Genomic DNA, 25,652 nt, shown 5'->3' with positions numbered 1-25,652 from the left:
ACGCTTGTGCGGACTACAGGTACGAGCAGCTGATCCGAACCGCTCAGCTTTCAAAGTACTTGAGCGCAGAAAGCGCCGGTGAAGACGTTTTGGACAAATAGGACTCGTAAGCGCGCCGGACTCCATCTTCGAGCGAGGTCGTCGCGCGCCAGCCGAGCTTGGCGAGCCGGTTGACGTCCAGCAATTTGCGCGGCGTTCCGTCGGGACGCGAGCTGTCGAAGCTGATCTCGCCGCCGTAACCGACGATGTCGGCGACGACCCGCGCGAACTCGGCGATGGTGATGTCCTCGCCGGTGCCGATGTTGACCAGCTCCGTGCTCGAATAGGTCTTCATCAGGTGCACGCAGGCATCCGCCATGTCGTCGACATAGAGGAACTCGCGCCGCGGCGTGCCGGTACCCCACACGATGACGTTTTTCGCTCCCGAAACCTTCGCCTCGTGGAAGCGGCGGATCAGGGCGGCGACGACGTGGCTCAATTCAGGGTGATAATTATCGCCGGGGCCGTACAGATTGGTCGGCATCACGCTGATGAAGTCGCTGCCATATTGGCTGCGGTAGGCCTCCGCCATCTTGATGCCGGCGATCTTGGCAATCGCATAGGGCTCGTTGGTCGGCTCCAGCGGGCCGGTGAGCACGGAATCCTCGCGCAAGGGCTGCGGCGCCAGCTTCGGATAGATGCAGGACGAACCCAGAAACATCAGCTTCTCGGCGCCGTTCTGATGCGCGGCCTGGATCACGTTCGCCGCAATCGCGATGTTGTCGTAGATGAACTCGGCGCGCAGCGTGTCGTTGGCGACGATGCCACCGACCTTGGCCGCGGCGAGGAAGATCACTTGCGGCCGCGTCCTGGCGAACCAGTCGAACACGGCGGCCTGGTTGCAGAGATCGACCTCGCGCCGGTCGACCGTGACGAGGTTGACGTCCTCCCGCGCCAGCCGGCGCAGCAGTGCGGCTCCGACCATGCCGCGATGGCCGGCGACGTAGACGCTTTTGCCCCTCAGCTCAAACGCTGCGTTTGCCACTGGCCGCATCCCGTTTTGCCTCCGCCAGGTCGCTTGCCATCATCTCCTCGACGAGCTGGGCGAAGCTGCGCTTCGGCGTCCAGCCGAGCACCTCGCGCGCCTTGCTGGCGTCGCCGACGAGGAGATCGACCTCGGTCGGACGGAAATAGGTCGGATCGATCTTCACCACCGTCTTGCCGCTCGTCTCGTCGACGCCGGTCTCCTCGACGCCCTTGCCGCGCCAAGCGATGCGGCGGCCGACATGGGCAAAGGACAGTTCGACCATCTCGCGCACCGAGCGCATCTCGCCGGTGGCGAGCACGAAGTCGTCGGGCTTGTCGGCCTGCAAAATCCTGTGCATGCCCTCGACATAGTCCCTGGCATGGCCCCAGTCGCGCTTGGCTTCGAGATTGCCGAGATAGAGCGCCTGTTCCAGCCCGACCTCGATACGCGCGACGCCGCGGGTGATCTTGCGGGTCACAAAGGTCTCGCCGCGGATCGGGCTCTCGTGGTTGAACAGGATGCCGTTGCTGGCGAACATGCCGTAGGCTTCGCGGTAGTTCACCGTGATCCAGTAGCCGTAGAGCTTGGCGACGCCATAGGGCGAGCGCGGATAGAACGGCGTCGTCTCCTTCTGCGGGATCTCCTGCACGAGGCCGTAGAGCTCGGAGGTCGAGGCCTGGTAGAACCGCGTCTCCTTCTCCATGCCGAGGATGCGGATCGCTTCCAGCAGACGCAGCACGCCGATGGCGTCGGCGTTGGCGGTGTATTCCGGGCTCTCGAAGCTGACGGCGACGTGGCTCTGGGCGGCGAGATTGTAGATCTCGGTCGGCCGGATCTGCTGCACCAGGCGGATCAAATTGGTCGAATCCGTCATGTCGCCGTAGTGCATCAGGAACGGCACGTTGCCGACATGCGGGTCCTGATAGAGGTGATCGACGCGCGCGGTGTTGAACGAGGACGAACGCCGCTTGATGCCGTGCACGACATAGCCGAGCGACAGCAAATATTCAGCGAGATAGGCGCCGTCCTGGCCAGTCACGCCGGTGATTAAAGCCACCCGCTTCGTCATACTATCCTTGTCCCCAAATTCGAGCGAGCGCGTTGCGATCAATCATAAAGTACCGCTGATACCATTTGAACATTGCGGTCGCCTCGTCAAGCTCGGGTCACCGCGACAAGAAACACGAGTTCCGGAAGAGCGAACGAACAAGACTGAAACGCTTGATGGCCGCGTCGCGCAAAAGGAGCATTCAAATCGGGATACACTTCTAAGTATACTACAAGGCAAATTGCAACATGTTCCCAAACCAGCTAGATAGCTCGCCAAAAGTATTTCGTGACTCGCCGGAGTCGGGCCGCTAAGACGCCGTTACACAACCGACCGCCTACCAAGCGTGCTAGGAAAATCAAGCTGCTGTGCCGCTTAAATAATTGTCTCGGGCCTATTCAATTGGAGAAGGAAACTCTCTGACGGCGGCAGTTACGCGGTTGGGAATCAACGGTTCTCCGCGTAGCGATCTCTGAATGTGATTTTGCCCTGCGGGCTTTTCGCCCGTGGAACATTGAACATGGGTTGACCTCTCTCTGGTGCTGGAACCGAAACACCGGTAAATAACGAAGTCCGAGATGAGCGAATTAATGACACGTCTTTCGCATCTCACCTTGCGCAATTTCCTGATCGCGCTCCACGACCTGCTGGCGACCACGGCGGCGCTGTTCGCAGCGGTCTACCTGCGTTTCGAGGGTGGCCACGGCTTCTTCGACCGCCTGCCGCTGCTATTCCAGATCCTGCCCTACTTCCTCGCCTTCAGCATGGTCGTGTTCTTCCTCTTCAACCTGACCACGACGAAATGGCGCTTTATCTCGCTGCCTGACGCTCTGAACATCATCCGCGTCGCGACCGTGCTGACGGTTGCCCTCCTGGCGCTCGACTACATCTTCGTCGCCCCCAACGTCCGCGGCGCCTTTTTCCTCGGCAAGGTGACGATCGTCCTCTACTGGTTCCTCGAGATAACGTTCCTCACCGCGTTGCGCATAGCCTACCGGCACTTCCGCTATACGCGCGTGCGGCGTCGTGCCAAGGGCCAGAATGCCGCGCCGACGCTGCTGATCGGCCGCGCCGCGGATGCCGAGGTGCTGTTGCGCGGCATCGAGAGCGGGGCGATCAAGCGCATCTGGCCGGTGGGCGTGCTGTCGCCGTCGAGATCCGATCGCGGCCAGTTCATCCGCAACGTGCCGGTGCTGGGCGACATCGAGGACATCGAGGACGTCGTCGGCGACTTCGCCAAGCGCGACAAGGCGATTGCGCGCCTGGTGATGACGCCGTCCGCGTTCGAGCCGGACGCTCATCCGGAATCGATCCTGATGCGGGCGCGCAAGTTAGGCATGATCGTCAACCGGATGCCATCGCTTGAGGGCGGCGATACGCCGCGCCTCACGGCCGTCGCAGTCGAGGACCTCCTGCTGCGGCCGAGCGAAAAGATCGACTATGCGCGGCTCGAAGCGCTGATCAAGGGCAAGGCTGTCATCGTCACCGGCGGCGGCGGATCGATCGGCTCCGAGATCTGCGAGCGTGTCGTTGCCTTCGGCGCCGCGCGTCTCCTGATCGTAGAAAACTCCGAGCCGGCGCTCTACGCGGTTACGGAGACGCTCGCCGCGCGGGGCGCGGCGGCTGCGATCGAGGGGCGGATCGCCGACATCCGCGACCGCGGGCGCATCATCCGCCTGATGGCGGAGTTCAAGCCGGACATCGTGTTCCATGCCGCCGCGCTCAAGCACGTGCCGATCCTGGAGCGCGACTGGAGCGAGGGCGTCAAGACCAACATCTTCGGCTCGATCAACGTTGCCGATGCGGCGCACGGCGCCGGCGCCGAAGCCATGGTGATGATCTCGACCGACAAGGCGATCGAGCCGGTGTCGATGCTCGGCCTCACCAAGCGCTTCGCCGAGATGTACTGCCAGGCGCTGGACCACGATCTTGCCGCAGCTGGCGGCAGTGCCAGGCCGCCGATGCGGTTGATCTCGGTCCGGTTCGGCAACGTGCTGGCATCGAACGGCTCGGTGGTGCCGAAGTTCAAGGCCCAGATCGAGGCCGGCGGTCCCGTGACGGTGACGCACCCGGACATGGTCCGCTACTTCATGACCATCCGCGAGGCCTGCGATCTCGTCATCACGGCGGCGACGCATGCGCTCGGCACCGCGCGCCCCGATGTCTCGGTCTACGTGCTCAACATGGGCCAGCCGGTGAAGATCGTCGATCTCGCCGAGCGCATGATCCGTCTCTCGGGCCTCCAGCCCGGCTACGACATCGAGATCGTGTTCACCGGCATGCGGCCGGGCGAGCGCCTGCACGAGATCCTGTTCGCCTCCGAGGAGCCGACCCGCGAGATCGGTGTCGCCGGCATCATGGCCGCGCAGCCCAACGAGCCGCCGATGCAGACGCTGCGCAAATGGATCGCGGCGCTGGAGCAGGCGATCGCGCGGGACGATCGGGCCACGATCAGGACGATCCTGAAGGATGCGGTCCCGGAATTCGGATCGACCGCGGCTTGACCATGCAGTCTCAAGGCAAGATCGTCGTCGCGAGCCAGCATTACCCGCCGGATCCGAGCACGACCGCGGCGATCATGGCCGAGATCGCCTGTCGCGTCGCCGTCGACCACGAGGTCATCGTGCTGTCGGGCTCGCCCGGCGTATTGCCGGCCTCGCAAACCGGCCCGGGCAAGCCGCGCGTAATCGCCATCAGGAACCGGATGGCGGGAAAGGCCGCGTTGGTGCGACGTGGATTGTCCGAGCTGCTGTTCGCGGCGCGTGCCTTCTTCGCGCTGATCCGGGAGCTCAAGTCAGGTGACGTCGTGCTCACCGTGACCGCGCCGTTCATGCTGCCTTACGCGGTCGCGGCTGCGGCAAGATGCAAGGGCGCGCGCTCGGCGCTGATCATGCACGACCTCTTCCCCGATGTTCTCGTGATGGCGGAAATCCTCAAACCCGGCTCGTTGGTGACGCTGACGATGCGCGCGGCCAACAGCCTGATGTTCCGCGCGCTCAATGCCGTCATCACCATCGGCCGTGATGCGGAGCGGCCGCTCTTGAGCTATTCCGGCATGACGCGGAACAAGATCCGCTTCATCCCGAACTGGGCGACGCTGGTACCCGCGGCACGTCCCGTGGCGCCGGACAATCCGTTCCGTAAAGCGCTGTCCGCGCGATTCATTGTCGGCCTGTCGGGCAATCTCGGCTTCACCCATGATCCGGAGATCGTGTTCGAGGCGGCACGCCTCTTGAAGGACGAGCCGGACTTCCACTTCCTGCTGTCCGGCTGGGGCATCGGCTTCGAGCGGCTGAAGCAGTTGCAGGCTGAAGCGAACTTGCCCAATGTGTCCTTCGTGGCGCGGGTCGCGGATGCCGAGCTCGAGGCGTTCCTGGCGGCTGCCAATCTCTGGATCATTCCGTACCGGAAGGACGTGGCGGGGGTGTCGGTGCCGAGCCGGTTCTATAATCTGCTGGCGGTCGGCCGTCCCGTGGCGCTGGTCTCGGAGCCGGAAGCCGAGGCTGCGTTGACGGTGGTGGAGAACGGGCTCGGCTGGGTCGTGACGCCGGGCCGCGCCGATCAGCTCGCCGACGCAATCCGCGCGGCATCCCGGTCCGACGAGGGTGCCATGGCGGAACGCGCGGTGAAGGCGGCTGCAAAGTTCGATCGCGCCACCGCGATGAATGCCTACGCCGCCCTGGTCGACGAATTGTTGCGCAACCCCGAGCTTATGAGCAACGCACGACGATATTACACCGGTATCGACTGAGTAGTTGCCGGACTCGACCGCAAGGGTGTTTAGGACGAGGAGCCCACCGCCAGCCGCAATCCATGGGTCATGCTGAGCGGCGGCGTCCAGCCGGTCGACAGCGCGGCGGAAGTGTCAATCTCCATAGATCCTACCAAGCTGTGGCGCAGCTCCGGCCTTATCGCTTGGAGGGCGAGCGTCAGAACCACCGAGGGCACCGGCAACAGGATAGCGGTCCGGTTCATCGCCTGCCCGATCCGACGAACGAAAGCAGTCGTCGAAATCTGCTCGTCATCCGCGACCAGAAAAATCTGGTAAGGACGCGCCACCGGCAGGGCCACCAGATGTGCGACAAAGGACGCGAGATTCTGCACGCTGACGAACGCCCGCTTGTTATCGACGAGGCCAAGCGGAAGCGGGATCCGCCGTCTGATCGCGCTAACGAGGTGACGGAAATTACCGAGCGCTTCGCGTCCATACACCAATGGCGGGCGCACCACAGCTACCCGCATCTTGGATTGTGACGCCAGGCGCTGCAGGGCAGCCTCAGCCGCAGCCTTGGACCGTCCGTAAACGCCGCGTGGCACCACTGCGTCATCCGGCATGAACGGCCCTCGCCCATCCGTCGAGCTTCCGTTGACCAGGATTGTGCTCAGAAACACGAACCTGGACACCCCAGCCCGCGCGGCGGCTTGGGCCAGTTGCAGCGTACCTTGTGTATTCACTGTGTCGTACAGCTCGTCCGCGTGCTCCTCATTAGGGTGGTGTACCCGGGCGGCCAGATGGACTACCGCGTCCACTCCCACAAGGGCTGCGTCCCAACTGGTAGTTGCCCCTATCGAACCGACCACGACATCGTTCTCTCCGGCCCGGCCGGCCCGTAGCGCCCGGCGTACCCGATAGCCGCGGCTCTCAAGCAACGGGACGAGATTGCGTCCGACAAATCCGGTTGCGCCGGTGACGAGGACGACCGGTTGATTCATGGCGGTGCGCGCTCCAGCAGACCCAGTCCATATCGATGCGCTCGAACGACCCGTTTAATGGTCGAGGAGAAGCTCTCGGCGAACTCCCGCACCCGCCCGCCCAACTGATCGTTCATCTCGCGCACCACAAACGCGGGGTGCGTGAAATCCTGCAAATGGGCGGCCAGAGCTGCGGCATCGTCGGCGCCAAAATAGCGGGCGCGCTCTCCAGCCTGCTCACGGTGCACGTCGATATCTGACAGCATCATCGGCACGCTGAACGATTTTGCTTCCTCGACCGTGGTGCTCCAGCCCTCGAAGCGAGATGGATTAATCAGCGCTGCACTGGAACGGAGAAGGGCATAGACTTCGGCGAGCGGAATCATGCCGAGGTAGCGGAACTGCTGTGCCAGGCCGCGGCCTGCCGCTTCATGCACGATTTGATCGAGATATACCGGATCATTCGGATCACCGCCGCCGGATGCAGCGACAACCGGATGAACGCCTCGCTGCGCAAGCAATGAAAGCGCGTCTAGGACAATCCTGTGGTTCTTGTGGCGCCAGAACTGGTTGGGGACATAGAAGTACGTTCTCGGCAGATCGTACTTCTGGAGCACTTCTACCGGATCCAGCTTGAGCAATTCGGCCGAAGGCTCGCTGGCGAACCTCACGACGGCGGTTCGGCCCTTCGTCCGGGGATAGTAAGAAACGCAATCGCGCTCGGCGCTGCGGCTACTCAGAATGATGGTGCGGCCAGACAGGACCTGCAGCTGAAAACCCAATTCACGCCGTCGTCTCGCATTGTTAGAGAACAGATGCGGCAGCTGCCGATGTTGGAAATCAGGAATCCAAGCCACCGTCGGATAGGGAGACTTCCATCCGAAGAAGCGGGCGTTCTCCCAGACCGCATCGATCTTGTGGTTGCGAAAGCTGGCAATCGCACGCCGATCCTGAGCGAACATGGTCGGCAGCAACGAGGTCAGCGCAGGCCGATCGAAGTGCACCGAGCAAACAGTCTCGGCCCCCAGCACCTTTCGGATAGGCGCGAGTTCGCCAGCATCGTGAGCTTCGCTCGCAAACACCACGGGCGTGATAGCGCCCGGGCAGTATTTCGCAAGCGCGTGGAACAGGTTCAGTTGATAGTTGTAGCCGCCCGCCCAAGCCTTGCGAGAAATTAACGTGAAGGCGAGCCGGATGGGGCGAGCGTCGCTCAATAGACCTGCCCCTTGAACCAGCTTACATACTGAGTAATACCGTCCTGGACCGGGATGTGCCAACTGAAGGGAATGGCGGAAAGCTCCCTCGCGTCGGCGACTAGGCTGAAGGGATCGCCCGCACGGACCAGGCCCGAAAACCGAACTGCGATATCGCCGCCCCAGGCTTTTGTCACCATATCGGCGATCTCGGCAACGCTGGTAGGGATACCGCTGCCGCCATTCAGCACCTTCAGGGGCATCCCGTCAGTCCGTGCGAGCCCCGCAAGCAGCCGCACGACGTCCCGTACATCGATCCAGTCACGCGCTTCGTTGCCGGTGCCGCCCAGGACGAGCTCGCACTGGCCTTGCGCTAGACGGGAGCAGAGGTCCCAGAGCAACTGCTTGCGGAGTGAGGGACCGTACACTGAGAATAACCGGATGATGATCACGCGGATGCCGAACGAGATCGCGTAACTGCGGCAGAGCTGCTCCATAATTAGCTTGTGATGGCCATATGGCGACATCGGCTGCGTTTCGGCATCCTCTGAAATCGCGCTAGCATGATGGGCGCCATAGACCGCCGCACTAGACGCGACAATCAACCGGCACCCGGGGGCCGAGCCGCGAAGCCATTCCAGCAACCGGGCCGTGCTCGCGACGGTGCGCGAAAAATCCTCAAGTGGCTGCGCGATCGACAATCCGACCGAGGATCCGCCAGCCAGGTGGAAAATCGTGGACGGCAGCCCGGATTCGCCGGCCAGCGTGTTGAGATTGGCCGCCTCGATTTCCCCGTTCAGCCACTGCCCGAGACCGATGCGCTGCCGTTCGGGTTCATTGATGGCGCCGTGACCAATGCCATGTACGGCATGGCCCTGGTCAGCTAACACGCGCACCAGGTGTCGACCGATGAAGCCGTTGGCGCCCGTGATCCACGTCGTCATGTTTACGCCTTGTGGCAGACAAATGAATAAAGTCGGCCCGGACGATTATCGAATCGTTCCGCCACCGACAGCAGCGACGTGAAGACGGCCTTGGAACCCAACGCGGCGCGCCACAATGGACCGGCGGGAATTTTCCGCGATAGCTTTTCCACAACAGCGGCTCGCAGGGTATCGATCGTATAGGGAAACAGATTGATCGGACTCTGCAATGGCGGGAGAATCTCTACCCGCTCAAACCCGGCTCCGCGCAGTGCACCGGTATAGCGATCGAGAAGAAACGCATGCTCGCCCCCATAGAGGTGATGCAGCGGATGCTGATCGAGGAACTGCCCGAGATCGGCTTCCTTGCTGATCACGTGCTCGCGCGCTGCAATGAAAATTCCGCCTGGACGAAGCACGCGAAACATTTCACGGCAGGCGCTGTCGAGGTCGCGGGTGTGGTGCAGCACAGCTCGGGCGAATACGACATCGAACGCGCTCTCGTCGAATGGCAGGCGTTCGGAAAATTCCTCGACGACTTCGATGGGCAGGTTGGCCTCGGCGGCCAGCGTCCGGATCGCCACCGCTCCGACGATGGCGCTGGGGTCCGGTTCGAGCGCGGTGACTGCAAACCCCTCCCGCGCGAGGGCGTAGCTGGCGATGCCGCGCCCGGCGCCAACGTCGAGGGCCCGGCCGGTGCGGTCCCGCAGCAACTTTGAAACCGCCTGCCATTCGTCGCCGGCGAAGTAACGTTTGGCCGCGGCGATCAAGGGATCATCATAAAACGCGTCCAGCACGAGCTGACGCTGGTCCGGCTGATTGCGAAGCCAGACGACCGCATTTTCCCAAGTGGTGATTTCAGGATTGGCGGGCATCGGCGGGCAATTCCTTGATCAATACGGCAGGATTGCCCGCCACAACGGAAAACGCAGGAACATCCTTGGTGACCACAGCCCCGGCGGCGACAACGCCACCCTCGCCCACGGTCACGCCACGTAAGACCATAGCTCCTGCACCAATCCAGGCGTCATCGCAAATCCGGACCGGGTTTTCGTCAAGCGAAATGTCGCGAGGATGGCCATGAGAGAAAATCTGCCTAATCTGCTGGTGCCGCGCCGCCGCCCCCAACGGGTGGGTCAGATTGTCGAACACGTTCGCGGAATGCGAGATCAGGACGCGATTGCCGATGATGATGGAAGCCGCGGACCAGATCCGGCTTCCCTCGCCGACATAGCACCATTCGCCAAGGCTGATTTCGCCGCCATGCGCGAAGGTCAATAGCTCGCCCAAAATCCGGGAGTGCTGGCCGACCGTAATCTTATCCGAATCGCCGCGAATATTCCTGATCCTTGCCCTGGAGCCAAGCACCGCGTTCTGTTGCAGCCGGCAGGTTGCGCGCCCGATAAGTCGCTGGATTAGATAATCGACGTTCATGCGGTCAACTGCAGGCACGCCACGGCACGCGACGATGCCGCCAGGTCAGTGCTCCATCCCTTACCCGTGTGAACGTCATATACGGTGGCACTCGCCAGGGCATGCGCGGACTTTCGGGACCAGCCATCGAGCGAGTAACCGAAGTAATCGATTTGGTGCGCAACCGGGGCAAATGTCTCGACGATCTTCTGGATCATGGCAAGGTCGAAGACCTGATACCAGCCGAGATTGTCTCGCTTGCCGAAAGGCACCGAAATGAAGCAGGTGCCGCCGGGCTTGAGGATACGCTTGAATTCCTTCACCGCGGGAACGAACCCGTTCTCATCGGATTCCGTATCTGCGGGATCTCCCGTGTAGAGCATCGTGTTGTTCAGGCCGATATGCTCAATGGTTGAAATGCTGGCGATGGTATCGAAGGCATGATCGGCAAACATCGTTTTCCTGAGATCGCCGAACACATATGAATAGCCGTTGTACCAGTAACAGCGCTTTTCAGGTGCCAGCGTCATGATCGTGAGATCAGCGCCCCGCAACGGCGGCCGTTCCAGAAGAAAGTCGTGATTGAAGGTCGATCCGGCATCGAGCATTTTGCCGACATTAGCCAACCGGGCGAACACCCACGGGTATTCAACAACCCGCTCGTCCATGGCGACGCCGTAGCCGGGTGGCAAGTCATCGCCGTCGCGAAGCAGGCCGCCGTCGACCGCCGACGTTATGATCCGGCGTTTCACCGTCTGATAACCCGGACCAAAGGGCCGCGGTCGCATCTTGAATACGGGCGCGGCGGCGCCGTCGAGCAACCACTTGATCCCCTGGGCCAGATTGTCCGTTCTCATCGTCAAACCCTAATTATCTTGTCAACATTGATGTCGTGTCCGCGCCAGCATGCCTAGATCCGTGCGACGATATCGACAAATCGTTCCCATTGCGCAGCCTTACCATAGGCCGCCGACATCTGGCTCCGTCCCCGAGCGGCCATCTCGACCGATCCCGGCCAACTTTCCAGACACTTGGAAACGATTTCAGTGGCCTGTTCCGAGGATGTATAAACTTCCATAGTCAGGCCCGCTGTCATTGCGTCTGGATAGCTGCCGGCGTCGGACAAAAGCAACGCGCCGCAGCCCATGGCCTCGAAGCAACGCATATTGCCGCGATCGCTCCCCGCCATGTCGATGGCACCATTCAGCACGATCTTCGACGATCCGAGAAGCTCGTAAAGCGATTTCCCGAATACCGGCGGTTGTGCGATGCTGGCAATGGCCTGGGGACGCCGATGCTTTTTCAACGGCAGCAGGCTGCCGAGCGCGCTCTCCGCAAGCCATGTCAGCCGTGAAGAGTCAAGGCAATAGACGATCCGGTGGGTATCGGCTAAATTGGCCACCTGCTCGAGCGTCTTTGCCCGCGCGGTATGATGCCGCGAATAGCCTCCCACAAAAAGCACGTCAATCGGGCGATCGCCGTGACCATAGTTTTCCATGAGCGGGTCGAGCGCGGGAAAAAAAATCTCGGCGCGACAGCCGGCGCGGCGCCAGGAATCCAGGATCGAGGGAAAGTTGCCGAGGACGGCACCGTAAGCCGTCAGGTCGGCCTTTCCCGACGGCGCAGCCCGCCAGCAGAGTGTTTTTTTGACGCAGCCTGGAAGCTTGCGTACGAATGCACTCGGATAGCGCACGGGATCGAGATTATAAAATACCTCGGTGCGGTGATGCTCGATCTGGGCGAGCAATATGGTCTCTAGCGACGACTTGCCCTGAATTCCCTGCTCACGCGCCCAATGACGCTGCAGGGTTTCATCGTCAGCATTGGTGAAGAAGGCCTCCGGCGCGTCGCCGAGTACCGGTTTGAGGAAATGCAGGGCGCCAAACCGGTCATCCAGAAAGACGCGGCGCCGCTCCGCGAAACCCCGGGCTCCCGCTGCAAGCTGATTCAGGCGTCTCAAATAGGACGGATAGAGACCGCTATTCTGGAATAACCGCATTGGTTACGCTTACCTCGCCAGCATCCACTTCATGTTCAGATACGGCCAGATTCGTCCGACCGTTTCCCAATCCCAGGTTTTGGAAGACGTCAGGCGTGTGACGGTCTTCCGCAGGTCGGTCTCGTCCACCAGTTCGGCGAATGCCGGGACCTGTCGATCGAGCAGATCACTGGTCCAGCCGGCAAGAGGCCCGTTCAACCACTCCGGCATTGGCGAATTGAAGCCGACTTTGCGGCGTCCCATGCGGATGGACTCCGGCATCTGATTAGCCATCGCGCGCCGTGCGATGACCTTAGTATAGCCGTCGGATGACTTGCTGGAATCCGGCAAAGCCATCGTATAGGTCACCAAACGCCAGTCCATGAACGGCATCCGGACCTCTATTCCGTGCGCCATCGAAAGGCGATCGAAATTCCGCAGAATCGTCGGCAACACGGTGGCGTGGAACATTCGATAGAGGCGCTGGTTCAATGATCCCCAATGGCGCGGCAGCATGTCGTCCTCGCCGACCAGGCTGAGCTGAGCCGGGATACCGCGCATACCGCCGCGCAAAAAATAATGCCGCTGTCGCTTGATCATCATCGCCCGCATCAAATCCACACCGCGTCTGGCCATTGCCGAATTGGACGACAGCCCCGCCAGCGTATTTCTGGCCCAGAACGCCATCGATTTCCCCTCCTGGAGATAGGCTCCCATCAACTCGTCCGCGCCGTGGCCATCCAGCGATACCGTCACGTTCTGGCGCCTGAGCTCCTGATAAATCAACCAAGCCGCGCTTGGCAGCCCGATATAGACGTCGTCATTGTCGTCCAAAATTCGGTCGATATCGGCGAGCGCGTTGTTGCGACCTATTTCAAGGAACGACGGAGCGACGTCGGCCCAGGCGGCGGCTTCCTCGGCCATAGGTCGCTCATCATTGATCGCGCCGGGAAAGGTCGCAACGAAGGCGTGGCGCCAGGAGGCATTGTCGCGCGGTCCCATGCCGGCTTTTTCGTGCGCCGCCATGGTGCAGATCACGGCTGACGAATCGAACCCGCCTGACAAACATGTTCCGATCGGCACATCGCTGCGCATCCGCAGTGCGACCGCATCCTGGAACAGTTCGCGAAAGCGTTCGACGCGCTCGCCCTCGGTGGCCGGCACCTCCGGCAGATGATCCACGGTGCGCCACCAGCGCCGGATCTCCAATCGCCCGTGACGAAGCCACATGCAGTGACCAGCCTGCAGGCGGCGCACCTCCCGGCAGAGCGTCCGTTCGCTTCCTTCCACCCCGAAAGCATCGATCAACACTCGCCGTGCGACATCGACATCCAGCGCGGTGTCGATCAGGCCGCTTCGCACCAGCGCGCGTTGCTCGGATGCGAAAACAAAGCGCTCCGGCGACCACGAATACAACAGCGGCTTGATACCGAAGCGGTCGCGCGCAAGAAATAAATCCTCCGTCTCCGTATCGAAGATCGCCAGCGCCCACATTCCGTTGAAGCGCGACAACATGCCCTCCTGCCACGCCCGCCACGAGGCGAGAATGACCTCGGTGTCGGACTGGCTGCGAAAGACCGCGCCCTGGGCCTCTAGCTCGCGCCGAAGCTCGAGAAAATTGTAGATTTCGCCATTGAACACGATCACATGACGACCGTCCGAGGATACCATAGGCTGAAAGCCACCCTCGCCGGGATCGATGATCGCCAACCTGCGGTGGCCGAAAGCCAGGTTTCGGTTGGCGCTGAACCAGGTTCCCTCGCCAAAAGGGCCGCGATGCGCAAGCAGGTTCGTCAGTCGCGAAATTTCCGCGGGATCGACCGGGTTGCCGCGAATATTGAGGATGCCAGCAATCCCGCACATGGTTACGTAGCCCTCACAGGTAAGAAACGAGTGGCGATGACGCGCAAATCCCGCCAGCAGGCGGCGCCGTGCGGGCCAACCCGCGAAACCGTAACTACGACGACGAAAATAATGGCGGCCGCAACGCAATAAAGGCCCCCCACATACCACCAGGGCGACACATGGTCGAATAACGCGTCGCGAAGCGCATATCGCAAGGCAAGGGCGGTCGCGATGCCGGTTCCGAGCGGCAGCAATACGAAATGGGCGACGCGCGACCACATGCCGGCGATGCTGAAACTTCGTCGCAGCAGCAGGATGGTCGTGACGATTTGGGCGCTCATGCCGACGCAGGCGCTCCAGCCTGCTGCCTGCCATCCGAAATAGGGCAGCGCGATTGCGCTGGTGGCCACGGTAAACACCGCTGTCACCAGCGAGATCAATGCAATGGAGCGGGACTGGCCGTGCGCCAGAAGATAGAATGCGAAGACGTTGGCGCTGCATCCAAGCATGCCGGCAATCGCGAGCACGACCAACACCCGCTGGGCTTCAGCAGCCACTTCCGGGCCAGTCCATAGATAAAGCAGCGGGCCGGCCACCGGAACCAGGGCCCCGAGGACGCTCGCCGCAAGCACGTTGAGGATCCAGGAGGAGCGGAACAACAGTTCGGCTTTCCGATCGCTGGATTCTCTTTGCAAGGCGCTGAAATACGGGAACAAGATTTCGCCGACTTTCAGGATGCCAATATACATCGCCTCTTCGAGCCGCTGCGCGATGGTATAAAATCCGACAAACTGCGGCTGCAACAGCGCGCCAAGCAGGTATCGATCCACCTGCCCGGAGAGCAACCCCCCACCTTGAGCGGCGAGTTGCCAGGATCCCACATTGACGAGATCGCCAAGCGGGCCGCGATGAAGCGCTGGACGCGCCAGCCATTCGCCGAGCCGCAGACGCGACAGCACGAACACCATCAGCAGGCCTGTCGCAAAGCCCAGCGCCTGGCAGCCTAGAAACGTCGACGCCTGCGGCCAGGACGGGATCAGCACTACCATCGAGCCCGTCGCGACGACGGCGCTGGTAATGTTGATCGAGGAAATCCGCCGATAATCCTGGCGCGCTGTGAACAGCGTGAGAAACACCGCCGAAAGGCACTGGCACAGCCACCCGACAGCACCCAGGGCAAAAGCGCGTCCGAGATCGTTGGCACTGTCGCCGTTCAGATGAAACGCAAGGCGCGCGAGTGGCGGCCCAGCCGCGACAAAGCCGATCACGATCAGCCCGCCGATCCCGACGGCAAGTAGCAACGCCGTGGCGAAGAAACGTCGGGCATCGTCGCGTTCGGCCGGCGCCAGACGGTGGGCAAGTTCACGCGCGGTCGATAATGCGAGGGCATTGCTGAATGCCAGAGCGGGCGCGAGACAGGCCATCACCAGACCGGCGACGCCAAACGCGGCGAGGCCCAGCCGGAAGACGACGAACGGCAGGATCATCAGATTCAAGCCAACACCGATGACAAAGGCCGCCGCATTCCAAGCGGAATTTCCCAATAGACGAAAAGTGCCGTCTGGCTCAGCCATGTGGGCGATCAGGCCTCTGCCTATCTTGATTGCTGCGGAATTTAGAACGTTCGAATCAAATCGATAACTTCGCTCTGCTGCTCCCGCGTGATCTCCGCGAACATCGGCAGCGACAGTATCTGGCCCTGATCCTGATGCGCGTTCGGAAACTGCTCGGGGAGATGCTTGAACCGTCCATAGGCGGCGAGGAACGGCAGCGCCGTCGGGTAGTTGATCGCGGTCTGAACGCCCTTGGCGCCGAGGTGTGCGGCCAGCGCATCACGGCGCGGATGCTTGATAGTGTAGAGGTGATAGACGTGGGTGCGGTCTCTCGCGACCGAAGGCACAACGACACCTTCGATCTGGTTGAGGCCGACGTCGTAAACCTTCGCAGCCTCCTGGCGCGCCCGGGTCCAAGCCGGCAAATGCGGCAGCTTGGCCGACAAGATCGCGGCCTGCAGGCCGTCGAGCCGGCTGTTGATGCCCTCGATCTGGTGCTGGTGTTTGACGAGGCCGCCATGGCGAGCCAGCATGGTCATGTGCTCGGCCAACACATCGTCATTGGTGACGATGGCGCCGGCATCGCCCATCGCGCCTAGGTTCTTTCCCGGATAGAACGAATAGGTCGCCGCTTGCCCGAAGGTGCCGATCTGCCGGCCCTTGTAGCGCGCCAGATGCGCCTGCGCGCAGTCCTCGATTACCCATAGCTTGTGCTTGCGCGCGATCGCCATGATCGCGTCCATGTCCGCCGGCTGTCCGTACAGATGCACCGGAATGATGCCAACCGTTCGCGGCGTAATCGCAGCTTCGATCGCCGCCGGATCAATGGTGAAGTTCGCGCCGTCGGTATCGCAAAATATCGGCGTCGCGCCGGCATGTGTGATCATCGCCGATGTGCTGATCCACGAATGCGCTGTGGTGATGACCTCGTCGCCGGGCTGCACCTTGAGTGCCGACATCGCAATATAGAGCGCGTCGGTCCCGTTGCCGCAGGACACGCAATGTTTGATATCGACGGCTTTGGCGAAGTCCCGTTCGAAGGCATCGACGTAGGGTCCGCGAATGAAAGAATTGTCGCGAATTACCGCGGCTATCGCCGCATCGATATCGCCCTTGATGTTTTGATACTGCAGCTGCAGATCCGCGTAGGGTACCAGCATGAATCCACCTTCTAACTCCGGGGCGCCAACCGGCGCGCGGGATTTCCGGCATAAGTGCCGGCGGCCGCGATGTCCTTGGTGACGACCGAGCCCGCCCCGATCACCACATCGTCAGCAATGCGCACCGGCATGATGGTGGCGTTAGAGCCGATCGACACTCGGTTGCCTATCACTGTGTTCCGCCACAACGTCTTGTCGCCGCGGGCCGGGCCGCCGGTGGCGAAGGTATCATTGATGAACATCACGCCGTGACCGACAAAGCAATCCTCGCCGATCGTCACCAGTTCACAGATGAAGGCGTGCGACTGCACCCGGCTGCGGGCGCCGATGGTAACGCCCTTCTGGACCTCGGTGAAAGGTCCGACAAAACAATCGTCGCCGATCTCACAGCCATAGAGATTGCAGGGTTCGACGATCTTTACCCGGGCGCCGAACGTCACGTCGCGCACAGCGACATGATTTGATTGCGGCCGGTTCACGACGCCATACCGAGGCGACACAGCCGCGGCGTGAAATGTAGCGGGACTTCCTGCCCGGTCTCGATCGACTCATAGAGCGCGGAGATCAGCTCCAGGCTCTTGCGGCCCTCAAGCCCGTCCACCAGCGCCGCTCGCTGATTGATCAGGCAATCAATGACATGCTGGTAATAGGCCTGATGGCCGAAGCCGTAGACATTCGGCGGATTGACCGAGAAGTTCTCGATAACCTCTTTGTCCGAAGGCAACTCGTCCACGAAGCGCCAATGACGAATCTTGTTCATAGCAAAGCCGCCTACTTCCACGGTCCCCTGCTCGCCGAGGATGGAGAGTGAGCCTTCGAGATCAGCCGGCCGCACCGCGGTTGTCGCCTCGATTATCCCAAGCGCGCCGCTACGAAACTTCAACGTCGCGACAGCCGTATCTTCCGTTTCGATTTTGACTAACGCAGTCGTGCTCCGCGCATGGACGCTGACGACGTCGCCGAAGAACCATTCCAGCATGTCGATGTGATGGCTTGCCTGATTGGTGAGTACGCCGCCGTCATAAGCCCAAGTGCCACGCCAGGCATCCTGATCGTAATAGGTCTGGTCGCGACACCAGCGCACTCTAACCGTCCCGAGCACAAGGCGCCCGAACCGACCCGCCTCGAGGGCCCCCCGCGCTTTCACGATAGGGACATTGAACCGATTCTGCTTCACCACGAAGAGCTTGACGCCCGCTTCGTCGCACGCTCGGATCATGGCGTCAGCGTCTTGCAAGCGCAGCGCCATCGGCTTTTCAACCACCACGTGCTTGCCTGCCTTGGCGCAGGCAATCGCATGCTGAGGGTGCAGACCACTTGGCGTGAGCACTGCCACGGCGTCAATGTCTTTCTGGGAAAGGAACTCATCCATATCGAAGTAGGGGCGCACCGAAAATTTTGATGCAACAGCCTCCGCTCGCTCTTGAACAGGATCGCAGACCGCCGTTAGCGAGGCACCATTGACCTGACGCCCGCCAAGCAGATCGGAATGACGCTTGGAAATGCGTCCGCAACCGAGCAGTCCAAACCTGATCATTACTTATCCCTTTTTGAACGCAGCGGACCTGCCAGCGTGCGGGCGCACGCAACGTCGGAACACCGGTCATGTCAATCACGAAATCGCACGCAAACCGGTCCGAACCATCAATCCCCTAGACCAAAGTCGCATCCTTCTGTGAAACACGCCCCATCCCACGAGTAGCCTTTACAGGAAAAAGCCGTTCGGAATCAAGTGACTGCATTAGATGCTTGTAACTGCTTCCAATTGACAAGAATTGCCCGGGCCAGAATTCGAAGTGCATTTCGTGGCTTTTTGAACCACTTTTCTGCGGTCCTCTATTCCTTCAATGTCCTGGAACTGAACCTGCGTTGGAGGCAAAAAACTCTCGTCGATTTGTGTAAAGCGTCGATACGCATGAGCCGACAGCGGTAAAAACCAGAGAAGCGGAAGTAAAAAGGCAAGGTTGTGACGCTTGATGACAAGGTCAGGTTTTATTGGGAATTTGGCCACAGGTGAGACAATGATTTGCTAGTAATCGCTACCAGGCGATGCTCTCAGCGTGATTCCCGGATAGATCGAGAGACTAGAACCGAAATCTGGCTATCCGCTCGATCCGCTGTTAAAGCTCCGGAATCGTGAGGGATGAGAGTCCAAGGGAATCTCGAATGCGCCCGAACGTTAGTTCGTCTTATCAACTCGCACTTACTCCTCGGAGCGGGTGCCGCCATCATGATCATGCTGGACGGCACTCATGTATTCTCCAAGATTAAGCCGCAAAAAGTGCCGTGTTCGATATCATGGGGACTTTCTGAACATGCTCGGAAATATTGCGAGCCAGATCATGTCGGCTCTTTTGATTTCGGCAAATTCAGTTGCGGTTTTTTCCCACGGGGTGTTCGGGTTAGGATCCACTTTCACTGCGATCTACCTTATTGTCGTCACTGGAAGCCTCATCTGGCTCGGCAAGTGGCGATCTACTTCTTTGAACGTCGCTGACTATCTAGCGATCGCTTTATTTCTCTGTTGCGGCCTTTCTCTCGCTTTGCACCCCCCGGCCGATTACAAAGATTTGGCGCTTCTCGTCTTGTCATTTGCGGCTTATCCTGCCGCGCGCGGGCTGACCACTCCACTGTATGGTCAAACATTCATGTCGGTGCTCGCGGTCATAGCCGCAGTGGGCGCTGTCGCGACGACAATTGCGCTGTCCACCGACTTGAGCGCCTTGCACGGCAAGGCGATGGTGTTCGACAAGTACTCACATGCCCCAGCCCAATTTACGATACTCGTTTCACTCGCCCTAGTGTGCATCTCGCTTGCCGGAGTTTCCCTTCGCAGAATAGCGGCGCCCGCGGTTCCGCTTGTTTGTATTTTTGCGGCAGCTCAAGTCCGATTCGCCTTCATTGCTTTGATGGTAGCTTTAGTCGTCGGCTTTGCTGCTAGACCGGCACAACGCTTCCGAATCATGGGCATTATTGGCCTCATCACAATCTCAATCTCTGCCGGAGCGCTTTTGCGCGGCTCGACTACCTTGAAATTCCTTCGCTACGCGGAGACAAGCCTTGTACTGCCAATCACCCAAATGGGGCAGGAATCGAAAAGCCCCCAATCTTCGGAGACGGAGATTGACAGTCCGTCGCAGGGCTGCTCGCAAGTAAATCTGGACAACTCGATCGATATTCGGAAACGCATCTACTCGCAAGCCGCCGCCCTGCTCCCATCCGCAGGCTTGACTGGGATTGGCTTCAACGAATTTGCAAAGCGCTCGTGCGTCGGTGCTGAGGTGCACAATTCCATCCTGCAAATGGCCGTCGAGTTCGGCCTGCCTGCTGCGCTGCTTTTTGTGCTGCTGATATTGTCAGTTTTCCGCTCGCTGTGGTTGCAACGAGGGAATACCGAGGCTGCACTGGCCTTGTGTGTACTCACTTTCGCCTTACTGATGTCACTCGTCTACGGCCGGGTAAGCGAGGATTGCTTGCTATTCTTCGCTCTCGGGAGCGGCGCGGCGGTCATACCGAGGCTGCCGTCCGACGAAACAGCATCGATAGGCAATGCTCTGCGTAAGGCGAAGATCCAACCGTTTGGCGCACTAGCCGTCACGATGATGAGCTTCATGGTCATCGACATTATTTCAATGATCGTGTCCGCACGCATGTTCCCAGCCATGCACTTTTGGCCTTCGTGGCCGACTATTGAAGCGATGACTGCTGCGATGGCTATGACGTTTTTTGTGCCGCTGTTTTTGATTGCAAGGTTTTCTTTCGGCTACACCGTCGCCTTTTCATTGTTCTCAGCCGTATTTGGCTTCGTCTGGCTAAGCTTTTTCAGCGAGTTCGATTACCCCCATTCGACTACGCGATGGGCCTTGGTCGCTGGACTGTTAGCTGCACTTGTTCCACTACTCTTCGTTCGTGCGGTCCCGATCAGACCATGGACAGTGCGTCCAGCGTTGTTGCGCGCGCTCTTGTCCTTGATCTGCGTCGCGGTGCTCATCGCTGACGCATCCTATGGAATTCAGTTCGGAGATCCCTACGGGGATCTGCGCAACACAGTGATCCGTCCGACTACACTAAATTATCTGACCTTGACCACAATTGGCACAATCATTCCCTATCTCTTCGCGAGCTTCGCAGCCCGTAAGCAATGGGGTTTCGCAGCTGGTGTACTCGCGCTGTCACTGAGCTTTTATCCGGTGGTATTGAATAAAACGGTTCTTTTGGTTCCCCTTTGGCTTCCGCTCTTATTTTGGCTATACAGCCGATTCGAACCTCGCGCTGCGACTATCTTAGCATTTGTGATTCCGTTGCTCATCGGCATGGGCGCGTTCATGCTACTTCGACCTTTCTCGCCATATTTGGCATTGTACCCGCTTGGGACTGTGAGTTTGAGGTTCGTTGGAGTACCCGTTCTCGCGCTGGATCAGTACGCCGACTTCTTCACACACAATCCGAACACTCACTTTTGCCAGATCTCGATCGTAAGGCGTTTTTTTGGCTGCATGTACGGCGAGCTCGGGCCAACAATCGGAGCAGCGTATCGAAATGGCAATTTCAACGCGTCCTTCCTTGCCACGGAAGGTATAGCGTCGGTCGGTCTTCTGCTCGCACCAGTGTCCGCCTTCGTCTGCGGATCAATACTCTCCCTCGGAACGATCGCGTCGCGACACCTCGATGCACGCTTTATCGCAGTCTCGTCCGGGCTAGGCGTCCAGCTGATTATGAATGTGCCACTCTCAACTGCACTGCTGTCCAACGGTCTCGGTATGCTATTTGTGTTATGGTGGCTCACTCCGGCTCAAGAGATAGCGGTCGAGCCGACGCAAGTCGATGCCGGCCTGCTCGCATTCTCATCCGGGCCTCAGCACTCGATCGCGGAAAACGGGCGCTCAGGCTACGTGAAAGTCGATTAAGGTGAAGCTGGGGCTGATATGAGCGGGTAGACCAATCGTGCCATCTCCATTCAGATCCTGATGAAAGGTCGTCTCGAGGCTTTCCAGTGCCGCGCTGCTGCCCGATACGATCTGCGTGAGGTTCGTCAGGTAGTTCCCGTTCGCATCCGTGCCCCACACCGTGTAATTGTTGGTGCCGGGCATCTTCCAAGCGAAGTCAAATCCGCTGGCCGTCTGCTCGGCACCGATCGGCACCCAAGGCGAGAACTGACCGCTCACGACTGCCGCTCCGTTGTACTTCAATATCGGACCAGAACTGCCGAGCTCATAGGTGTTGCCGACCTGGAGCAGACTTGTTGAGCCAAACGACTCGAGCGTCGTTTTGAGCAACCCAATCGTGCCATCTCCATTTAGATCCTGATGAAAGGTCGTCTCGAGGCTTTCCAGCGCCGCGCTGCTGCCCGATACGATCTGCGTGAGGTTCGTCAGGTAATTCCCGTTCGCATCCGTGCCCCACACCGTGTAATTGTCGGCGCCCGGCATCTTCCAAGCGAAGTCAAATCCGCTGGCCGTCTGCTCCGCCCCGATCGGCACCCAAGGTGAGAACTGACCGCTCACGACTGCTGCTCCGTTGTACTTCAATATCGGACCAGAACTGCCGAGCTCATAAGTGGTGCCGACCTGGAGCAGACTCGTTGAGCCAAACGACTCGAGCGTCGTTGTGGGCAACCCAATCGTGCCATCTCCATTCAAATCCTGATGAAAGGTCGTCTCGAGGCTTTCCAGTGCCGCGCTGCTGCCCGATACGATCTGCGTGAGGTTCGTCAGGTAATTCCCGTTCGCATCCGTGCCCCACACCGTGTAATTGTCGGTGCCCGGCATCTTCCAAGCGAAGTCAAATCCGCTAGCCGTCTGCTCCGCCCCGATCGGCACCCAAGGTGAGAACTGACCGCTCACGACTGCTGCTCCGTTGTACTTCAATATCGGACCAGAACTGCCGAGCTCATAAGTGGTGCCGACCTGGAGCAGACTCGTTGAGCCAAACGACTCGAGCGTCGTCGTGAGCAACCCAATCGTACCGTCTCCATTCAGATCCTGGTGAAAGACCGTCTCCAGTGATTCAAGCGCGCTGCTGCCGCCGGAGACGATCTGGGTCAGGTTTCCGGTATAGTTGCCGTTCGCGTCAGTACTCCACACCGTATAATTATCCGTCCCCGGCGTCTTCCAGGCGAAGTCAAAACCACTCGCGGTCTGCTCCGCCCCTATTGGAACCCAAGGTGCGAACTGCCCGGCCGTCACCAGGGATCCGTTGTACTTGAGCATCGGTCCGGCGTTACCGAGCTCATAGTTGCTTCCGACCTGAAGCAACGTCGTGGAACCGAACGATTCTACAGTCACGGAGAGCACTCCGATCGTGCCGTCACCGTTCAGATCCTGGTGAAAGGCCGTCTCCAGTGATTCAAGCGCGCTGCTGCCGCCGGAGACGATCTGGGTTAGGTTTGCGGTGTAGTTTCCGTTCGCGTCAGTGCTCCACACCGTATAATTATCCGTCCCCGGCGTCTTCCAGGCGAAGTCAAAACCACTCGCGGTCTGCTCCGCCCCTATTGGAACCCAGGGTGCGAACTGCCCGGCCGTCACCAGGGATCCGTTGTACTTGAGCATCGGTCCGGCGTTACCGAGCTCATAGTTGCTCCCGACCTGCAGTAACGTCGTGGAACCGAACGACTCCATAGTCACCGAGAGCACCCCGATCATGCCGTCGCCGTTCAGATCCTGGTGAAAGACCGTCTCCAGTGATTCAAGCGCGCTGGTGCCGCCGGAGACAATCTGGGTCAGGTTTCCGGTATAGTTGCCGTTCGCGTCAGTGCTCCACACCGTATAATTATCCGTCCCCGGCGTCTTCCAGGCGAAGTCGAAACCACTCGCGGTCTGCTCCGCCCCTATTGGAACCCAGGGTGCGAACTGCCCGGCCGTCACCAGGGATCCGTTGTACTTGAGCATCGGTCCGGCGTTACCGAGCTCATAGTTGCTCCCGACCTGAAGCAGCGCCGTGGAGCCGAATGACTCAAGGACGATGGGACCCAATTGGCTGATCAGCGTGTCACTGGTCACCGTGCCGTCGGCGAACTGGAAGTTCTCCACGCCCGTCACCGTATCGGTGCCGTCAGCCGAACCGGCGCGCTGATCGGCCAGTGTGAATGTCTGCGTCGCCGGATTGTACGAGATGGCGTAGCTGGACTGATTGCCCGAATACACCGTCGTATCGGTACCGGCGCCGCCAATAATGGTGTCGTTGCCGCCGCCGCCAGTGATCGTATCGTTGCCGCCGCCGCCGTTCAGCACGTTGGCGATGGCGTTACCGATGATCGTATCGTTGCCGGAGCCGCCGGTGGCATTGTCGATGTAGGAGCGCGCGTCGTTGTTGTAGAGATAGGCGTTGTAGACGTTGCCTGAGGCGTAGTGGTCGTAGCCGAGATTTTGGTTGTCGCCGAGATTGGCTCGTTGCACGGTTGAGAACAGCGACGTCGCGCCGGGATTGAGATTGATGCTCAGATTCGTCGTGTAGTTAGACAGATCATAGGTATCGATGCCGCCGCCGTCCCAGATTGTCTCGTAGATGCGGTTGGCCGAGTTGCCGGTGCCGCCGCCCGGCGCGAGTTGCCCGACACCGTTGATGAACTCCTGACCCGTGGTGGGATTCCAGGAGTAGACGGTGTTCCCACCCTGGGTCGCGTAGTTCGCGCCGTACATCGTCTGGAGCGCGAGGATATCGTTGGCCATATAGGTCTGCGGATATCCGTAAGCCTCGTTGCTGGAGCCGGCGGTCGTCGAGGCGCCGACATAGCTGCGATAGCTCATGATGGTGTATTCGCTGTCGTCATGCGCACTCGGCACCGCGACATTGGCGGGGCCGCCGGTCTCCTGGCTGTGCTTGAGACCGAGAGCGTGGCCCAGTTCGTGCATCGCGGTCGTGAAATAATAATTGCCGAGCTTGGCCAGCGAGTAATTGTATTGGGTCCCGAACCAGACGTCGCCGCCGGCCGCATAGTCGCCGGGGTAGTAGGCGTAGGAGGTCGCGGGCTTCGACGACTGAGCGATCATGATGTTCGCGCCGTCGGTGCCCACGTACTGGATGCTGGCATTGGTGTAACCGAGGATCAGTCCGACCGCGTAGTTGATCGCCGCCTGCATCGCGCTCGGCGCCGCGGCGAAGCCAGACGATGTCGGCTCACTGTTGCCGCCGTAATAAGGATTGGAGTAGTCGCTGGCCGAGTCGGGAAAGCTGTAGGTGATCGTGCCGGTCCACTTGTAGCCCGACAGCAAGCCGTCAATATCGGCGTTGTTGGTGGCACCAACGGTGACAGAATTGGCCAATGGACTCTCCGGAGCAACGGATCACGCGATTCGCGGACGAAGGCGCGTGATTCTAACTTGAGAGATATACGTTTGGTTAAAATTCGGCAGCGGCCTCCGGCCCCCTTTCATAAGGCCGTATTAGCCATCAAATCAAGTAGCGGTACGGGCCAAGGGCAAGGATTCAGGTCCCGCCTGCGGGTATGATCTGTAAAGGAAATCATGAAACCAGGCCCATTTTCAGTCGGTCTCATCGGGTTCCTGGCCGTGTTCGCCGGGCCGGATCGTCTGCCCATCGGAGAACAGCTCGCCATGGTCGGGAAAGCCAATGCAGACGACGGCGGCAAGGACAAAGGCAATGAAAGCGGTAAGGCGGGACGCGCCCCCTCCATGCCGATGGCCCGCGACCCCGCGGCGACGGTCACCCGGGAATACGAGACCGCGCGTCAGAAGGGAACCCGGGAGGCGTTCGAGCTCTTCATTGCGCGCCACGGCGATGACCCGCTGGCCGAGCAGGCACGCGACGAGCTGAAGCGCCTGTCGCGCTGATCCCTTCATGCAGCGCAGCAAACCGCACCAAGCACTGCATTTTGACAGGCGG

General features: G+C 60.2%; 19 protein-coding genes. 4 read left to right on the top strand and 15 right to left on the bottom strand.

The features are described 5' to 3' along the window. Positions 1–43: 43 nt before the first annotated feature. Complete coding sequence (locus OWC48_RS38490) at positions 44–1,033, bottom strand: GDP-L-fucose synthase (RefSeq protein WP_282524660.1); 990 nt, start codon at positions 1,031–1,033, stop codon at positions 44–46. Further along, complete coding sequence (gene gmd / locus OWC48_RS38485) at positions 1,005–2,075, bottom strand: GDP-mannose 4,6-dehydratase (protein ID WP_282524659.1); 1,071 nt, start codon at positions 2,073–2,075, stop codon at positions 1,005–1,007. Before gmd ends, OWC48_RS38490 begins: the two co-directional genes overlap by 29 nt. A 569-nt stretch (positions 2,076–2,644) precedes the next feature. On the opposite strand from gmd, the gene OWC48_RS38480 reads away from it, so the two are divergent. Further along, complete coding sequence (locus OWC48_RS38480) at positions 2,645–4,558, top strand: nucleoside-diphosphate sugar epimerase/dehydratase (protein ID WP_282524658.1); 1,914 nt, start codon at positions 2,645–2,647, stop codon at positions 4,556–4,558. 2 nt (positions 4,559–4,560) lie between these two features. After that, positions 4,561–5,805 carry a glycosyltransferase family 4 protein gene (locus OWC48_RS38475; RefSeq protein WP_282524682.1) on the top strand — a complete coding sequence of 415 codons (1,245 nt, stop codon included), beginning with the start codon at positions 4,561–4,563 and terminating at the stop codon, positions 5,803–5,805. Positions 5,806–5,834: 29 nt separating this feature from the next. Here the strand turns inward: OWC48_RS38475 and OWC48_RS38470 are convergent, their stop codons facing one another. Genes OWC48_RS38470 through OWC48_RS38415 form a run of 12 tightly spaced genes read right to left on the bottom strand, consistent with a single transcriptional unit; the run spans position 5,835 to position 18,348 of the window. After that, the gene (locus OWC48_RS38470) at positions 5,835–6,767 is read right to left on the bottom strand and encodes an NAD-dependent epimerase/dehydratase family protein (RefSeq protein ID WP_282524657.1); all 933 of its coding nucleotides are present in this window, start codon (positions 6,765–6,767) and stop codon (positions 5,835–5,837) included. Then, entirely contained in the window at positions 6,764–7,960 is a 1,197-nt protein-coding gene (locus tag OWC48_RS38465) for a glycosyltransferase family 1 protein (RefSeq protein ID WP_282524656.1), read from the bottom strand. The genes OWC48_RS38470 and OWC48_RS38465 overlap by 4 nt, the downstream gene beginning before the upstream one ends. Further along, a complete protein-coding gene (locus tag OWC48_RS38460; RefSeq protein ID WP_282524655.1) occupies positions 7,957–8,883 on the bottom strand; it encodes an NAD(P)-dependent oxidoreductase in 927 nt (308 codons plus the stop codon). Before OWC48_RS38460 ends, OWC48_RS38465 begins: the two co-directional genes overlap by 4 nt. A gap of 2 nt (positions 8,884–8,885) precedes the next feature. Beyond that, on the bottom strand, positions 8,886–9,737 hold the full coding sequence (locus OWC48_RS38455) for a class I SAM-dependent methyltransferase (RefSeq protein ID WP_282524654.1): 852 nt from the start codon (positions 9,735–9,737) through the stop codon (positions 8,886–8,888). Next, positions 9,721–10,296, bottom strand: coding sequence for a DapH/DapD/GlmU-related protein (locus OWC48_RS38450; protein WP_282524653.1), 576 nt, complete (start codon positions 10,294–10,296; stop codon positions 9,721–9,723). Before OWC48_RS38450 ends, OWC48_RS38455 begins: the two co-directional genes overlap by 17 nt. Then, complete coding sequence (locus tag OWC48_RS38445) at positions 10,293–11,132, bottom strand: methyltransferase domain-containing protein (RefSeq protein ID WP_049831947.1); 840 nt, start codon at positions 11,130–11,132, stop codon at positions 10,293–10,295. Before OWC48_RS38445 ends, OWC48_RS38450 begins: the two co-directional genes overlap by 4 nt. 53 nt (positions 11,133–11,185) lie before the next feature. Beyond that, positions 11,186–12,274: a glycosyltransferase gene (locus OWC48_RS38440; RefSeq protein ID WP_282524652.1), complete on the bottom strand. Its 1,089-nt coding sequence runs from the start codon at positions 12,272–12,274 to the stop codon at positions 11,186–11,188. Between the two features lie 9 nt (positions 12,275–12,283). After that, entirely contained in the window at positions 12,284–14,116 is a 1,833-nt protein-coding gene (gene asnB / locus OWC48_RS38435; protein WP_282524651.1) for an asparagine synthase (glutamine-hydrolyzing), read from the bottom strand. Between the two features lie 2 nt (positions 14,117–14,118). Beyond that, positions 14,119–15,672, bottom strand: coding sequence for a lipopolysaccharide biosynthesis protein (locus tag OWC48_RS38430; protein WP_282524650.1), 1,554 nt, complete (start codon positions 15,670–15,672; stop codon positions 14,119–14,121). 41 nt (positions 15,673–15,713) lie between these two features. After that, a complete protein-coding gene (locus OWC48_RS38425) occupies positions 15,714–16,811 on the bottom strand; it encodes a DegT/DnrJ/EryC1/StrS aminotransferase family protein (RefSeq protein WP_282524649.1) in 1,098 nt (365 codons plus the stop codon). A gap of 11 nt (positions 16,812–16,822) precedes the next feature. Next, positions 16,823–17,290: an acyltransferase gene (locus OWC48_RS38420; protein ID WP_282524648.1), complete on the bottom strand. Its 468-nt coding sequence runs from the start codon at positions 17,288–17,290 to the stop codon at positions 16,823–16,825. After that, positions 17,287–18,348, bottom strand: a complete 1,062-nt coding sequence (locus tag OWC48_RS38415) for a Gfo/Idh/MocA family protein (RefSeq protein WP_282524647.1) — start codon at positions 18,346–18,348, stop codon at positions 17,287–17,289. Before OWC48_RS38415 ends, OWC48_RS38420 begins: the two co-directional genes overlap by 4 nt. A 778-nt stretch (positions 18,349–19,126) precedes the next feature. Here OWC48_RS38415 and OWC48_RS38410 point away from each other — a divergent pair. After that, a complete protein-coding gene (locus OWC48_RS38410) occupies positions 19,127–21,718 on the top strand; it encodes an O-antigen ligase family protein (protein WP_282524646.1) in 2,592 nt (863 codons plus the stop codon). Here the strand turns inward: OWC48_RS38410 and OWC48_RS38400 are convergent. Next, positions 21,695–25,072: a M10 family metallopeptidase C-terminal domain-containing protein gene (locus tag OWC48_RS38400; RefSeq protein ID WP_306664659.1), complete on the bottom strand. Its 3,378-nt coding sequence runs from the start codon at positions 25,070–25,072 to the stop codon at positions 21,695–21,697. The genes OWC48_RS38410 and OWC48_RS38400 overlap by 24 nt on opposite strands. A gap of 201 nt (positions 25,073–25,273) precedes the next feature. Here OWC48_RS38400 and OWC48_RS38395 point away from each other — a divergent pair, with 201 nt between their 5' ends. Next, positions 25,274–25,600 (top strand): hypothetical protein, encoded by a 327-nt coding sequence (locus OWC48_RS38395; RefSeq protein ID WP_282524645.1) that lies wholly within the window; start codon positions 25,274–25,276, stop codon positions 25,598–25,600. Positions 25,601–25,652 lie beyond the last annotated feature (52 nt).

The organism is Bradyrhizobium sp. Arg816 (assembly GCF_029989365.1).
Lineage (GTDB): Bacteria > Pseudomonadota > Alphaproteobacteria > Rhizobiales > Xanthobacteraceae > Bradyrhizobium.
Note: the sequence above shows the minus strand (reverse complement) of the source record. Positions and strands in the feature narration are given on the sequence as shown.

Bases quoted from the DNA above. Each gene is read 5' to 3' on its own strand.
- OWC48_RS38470 (WP_282524657.1), bottom strand. From the start codon at position 6,767: ATGAATCAACCGGTCGTCCTCGTCACCGGCGCAACCGGATTTGTCGGA.
- OWC48_RS38445 (WP_049831947.1), bottom strand. From the start codon at position 11,132: ATGAGAACGGACAATCTGGCCCAGGGGATCAAGTGGTTGCTCGACGGC.
- OWC48_RS38475 (WP_282524682.1), top strand. From the start codon at position 4,561: ATGCAGTCTCAAGGCAAGATCGTCGTCGCGAGCCAGCATTACCCGCCG.
- OWC48_RS38395 (WP_282524645.1), top strand. From the start codon at position 25,274: ATGAAACCAGGCCCATTTTCAGTCGGTCTCATCGGGTTCCTGGCCGTG.
- OWC48_RS38430 (WP_282524650.1), bottom strand. From the start codon at position 15,672: ATGGCTGAGCCAGACGGCACTTTTCGTCTATTGGGAAATTCCGCTTGG.
- OWC48_RS38490 (WP_282524660.1), bottom strand. From the start codon at position 1,033: ATGCGGCCAGTGGCAAACGCAGCGTTTGAGCTGAGGGGCAAAAGCGTC.
- OWC48_RS38460 (WP_282524655.1), bottom strand. From the start codon at position 8,883: ATGACGACGTGGATCACGGGCGCCAACGGCTTCATCGGTCGACACCTG.
- gmd (WP_282524659.1), bottom strand. From the start codon at position 2,075: ATGACGAAGCGGGTGGCTTTAATCACCGGCGTGACTGGCCAGGACGGC.
- asnB (WP_282524651.1), bottom strand. From the start codon at position 14,116: ATGTGCGGGATTGCTGGCATCCTCAATATTCGCGGCAACCCGGTCGAT.
- OWC48_RS38440 (WP_282524652.1), bottom strand. From the start codon at position 12,274: ATGCGGTTATTCCAGAATAGCGGTCTCTATCCGTCCTATTTGAGACGC.
- OWC48_RS38410 (WP_282524646.1), top strand. From the start codon at position 19,127: ATGCTCGGAAATATTGCGAGCCAGATCATGTCGGCTCTTTTGATTTCG.
- OWC48_RS38480 (WP_282524658.1), top strand. From the start codon at position 2,645: ATGACACGTCTTTCGCATCTCACCTTGCGCAATTTCCTGATCGCGCTC.
- OWC48_RS38415 (WP_282524647.1), bottom strand. From the start codon at position 18,348: ATGATCAGGTTTGGACTGCTCGGTTGCGGACGCATTTCCAAGCGTCAT.
- OWC48_RS38455 (WP_282524654.1), bottom strand. From the start codon at position 9,737: ATGCCCGCCAATCCTGAAATCACCACTTGGGAAAATGCGGTCGTCTGG.
- OWC48_RS38425 (WP_282524649.1), bottom strand. From the start codon at position 16,811: ATGCTGGTACCCTACGCGGATCTGCAGCTGCAGTATCAAAACATCAAG.
- OWC48_RS38450 (WP_282524653.1), bottom strand. From the start codon at position 10,296: ATGAACGTCGATTATCTAATCCAGCGACTTATCGGGCGCGCAACCTGC.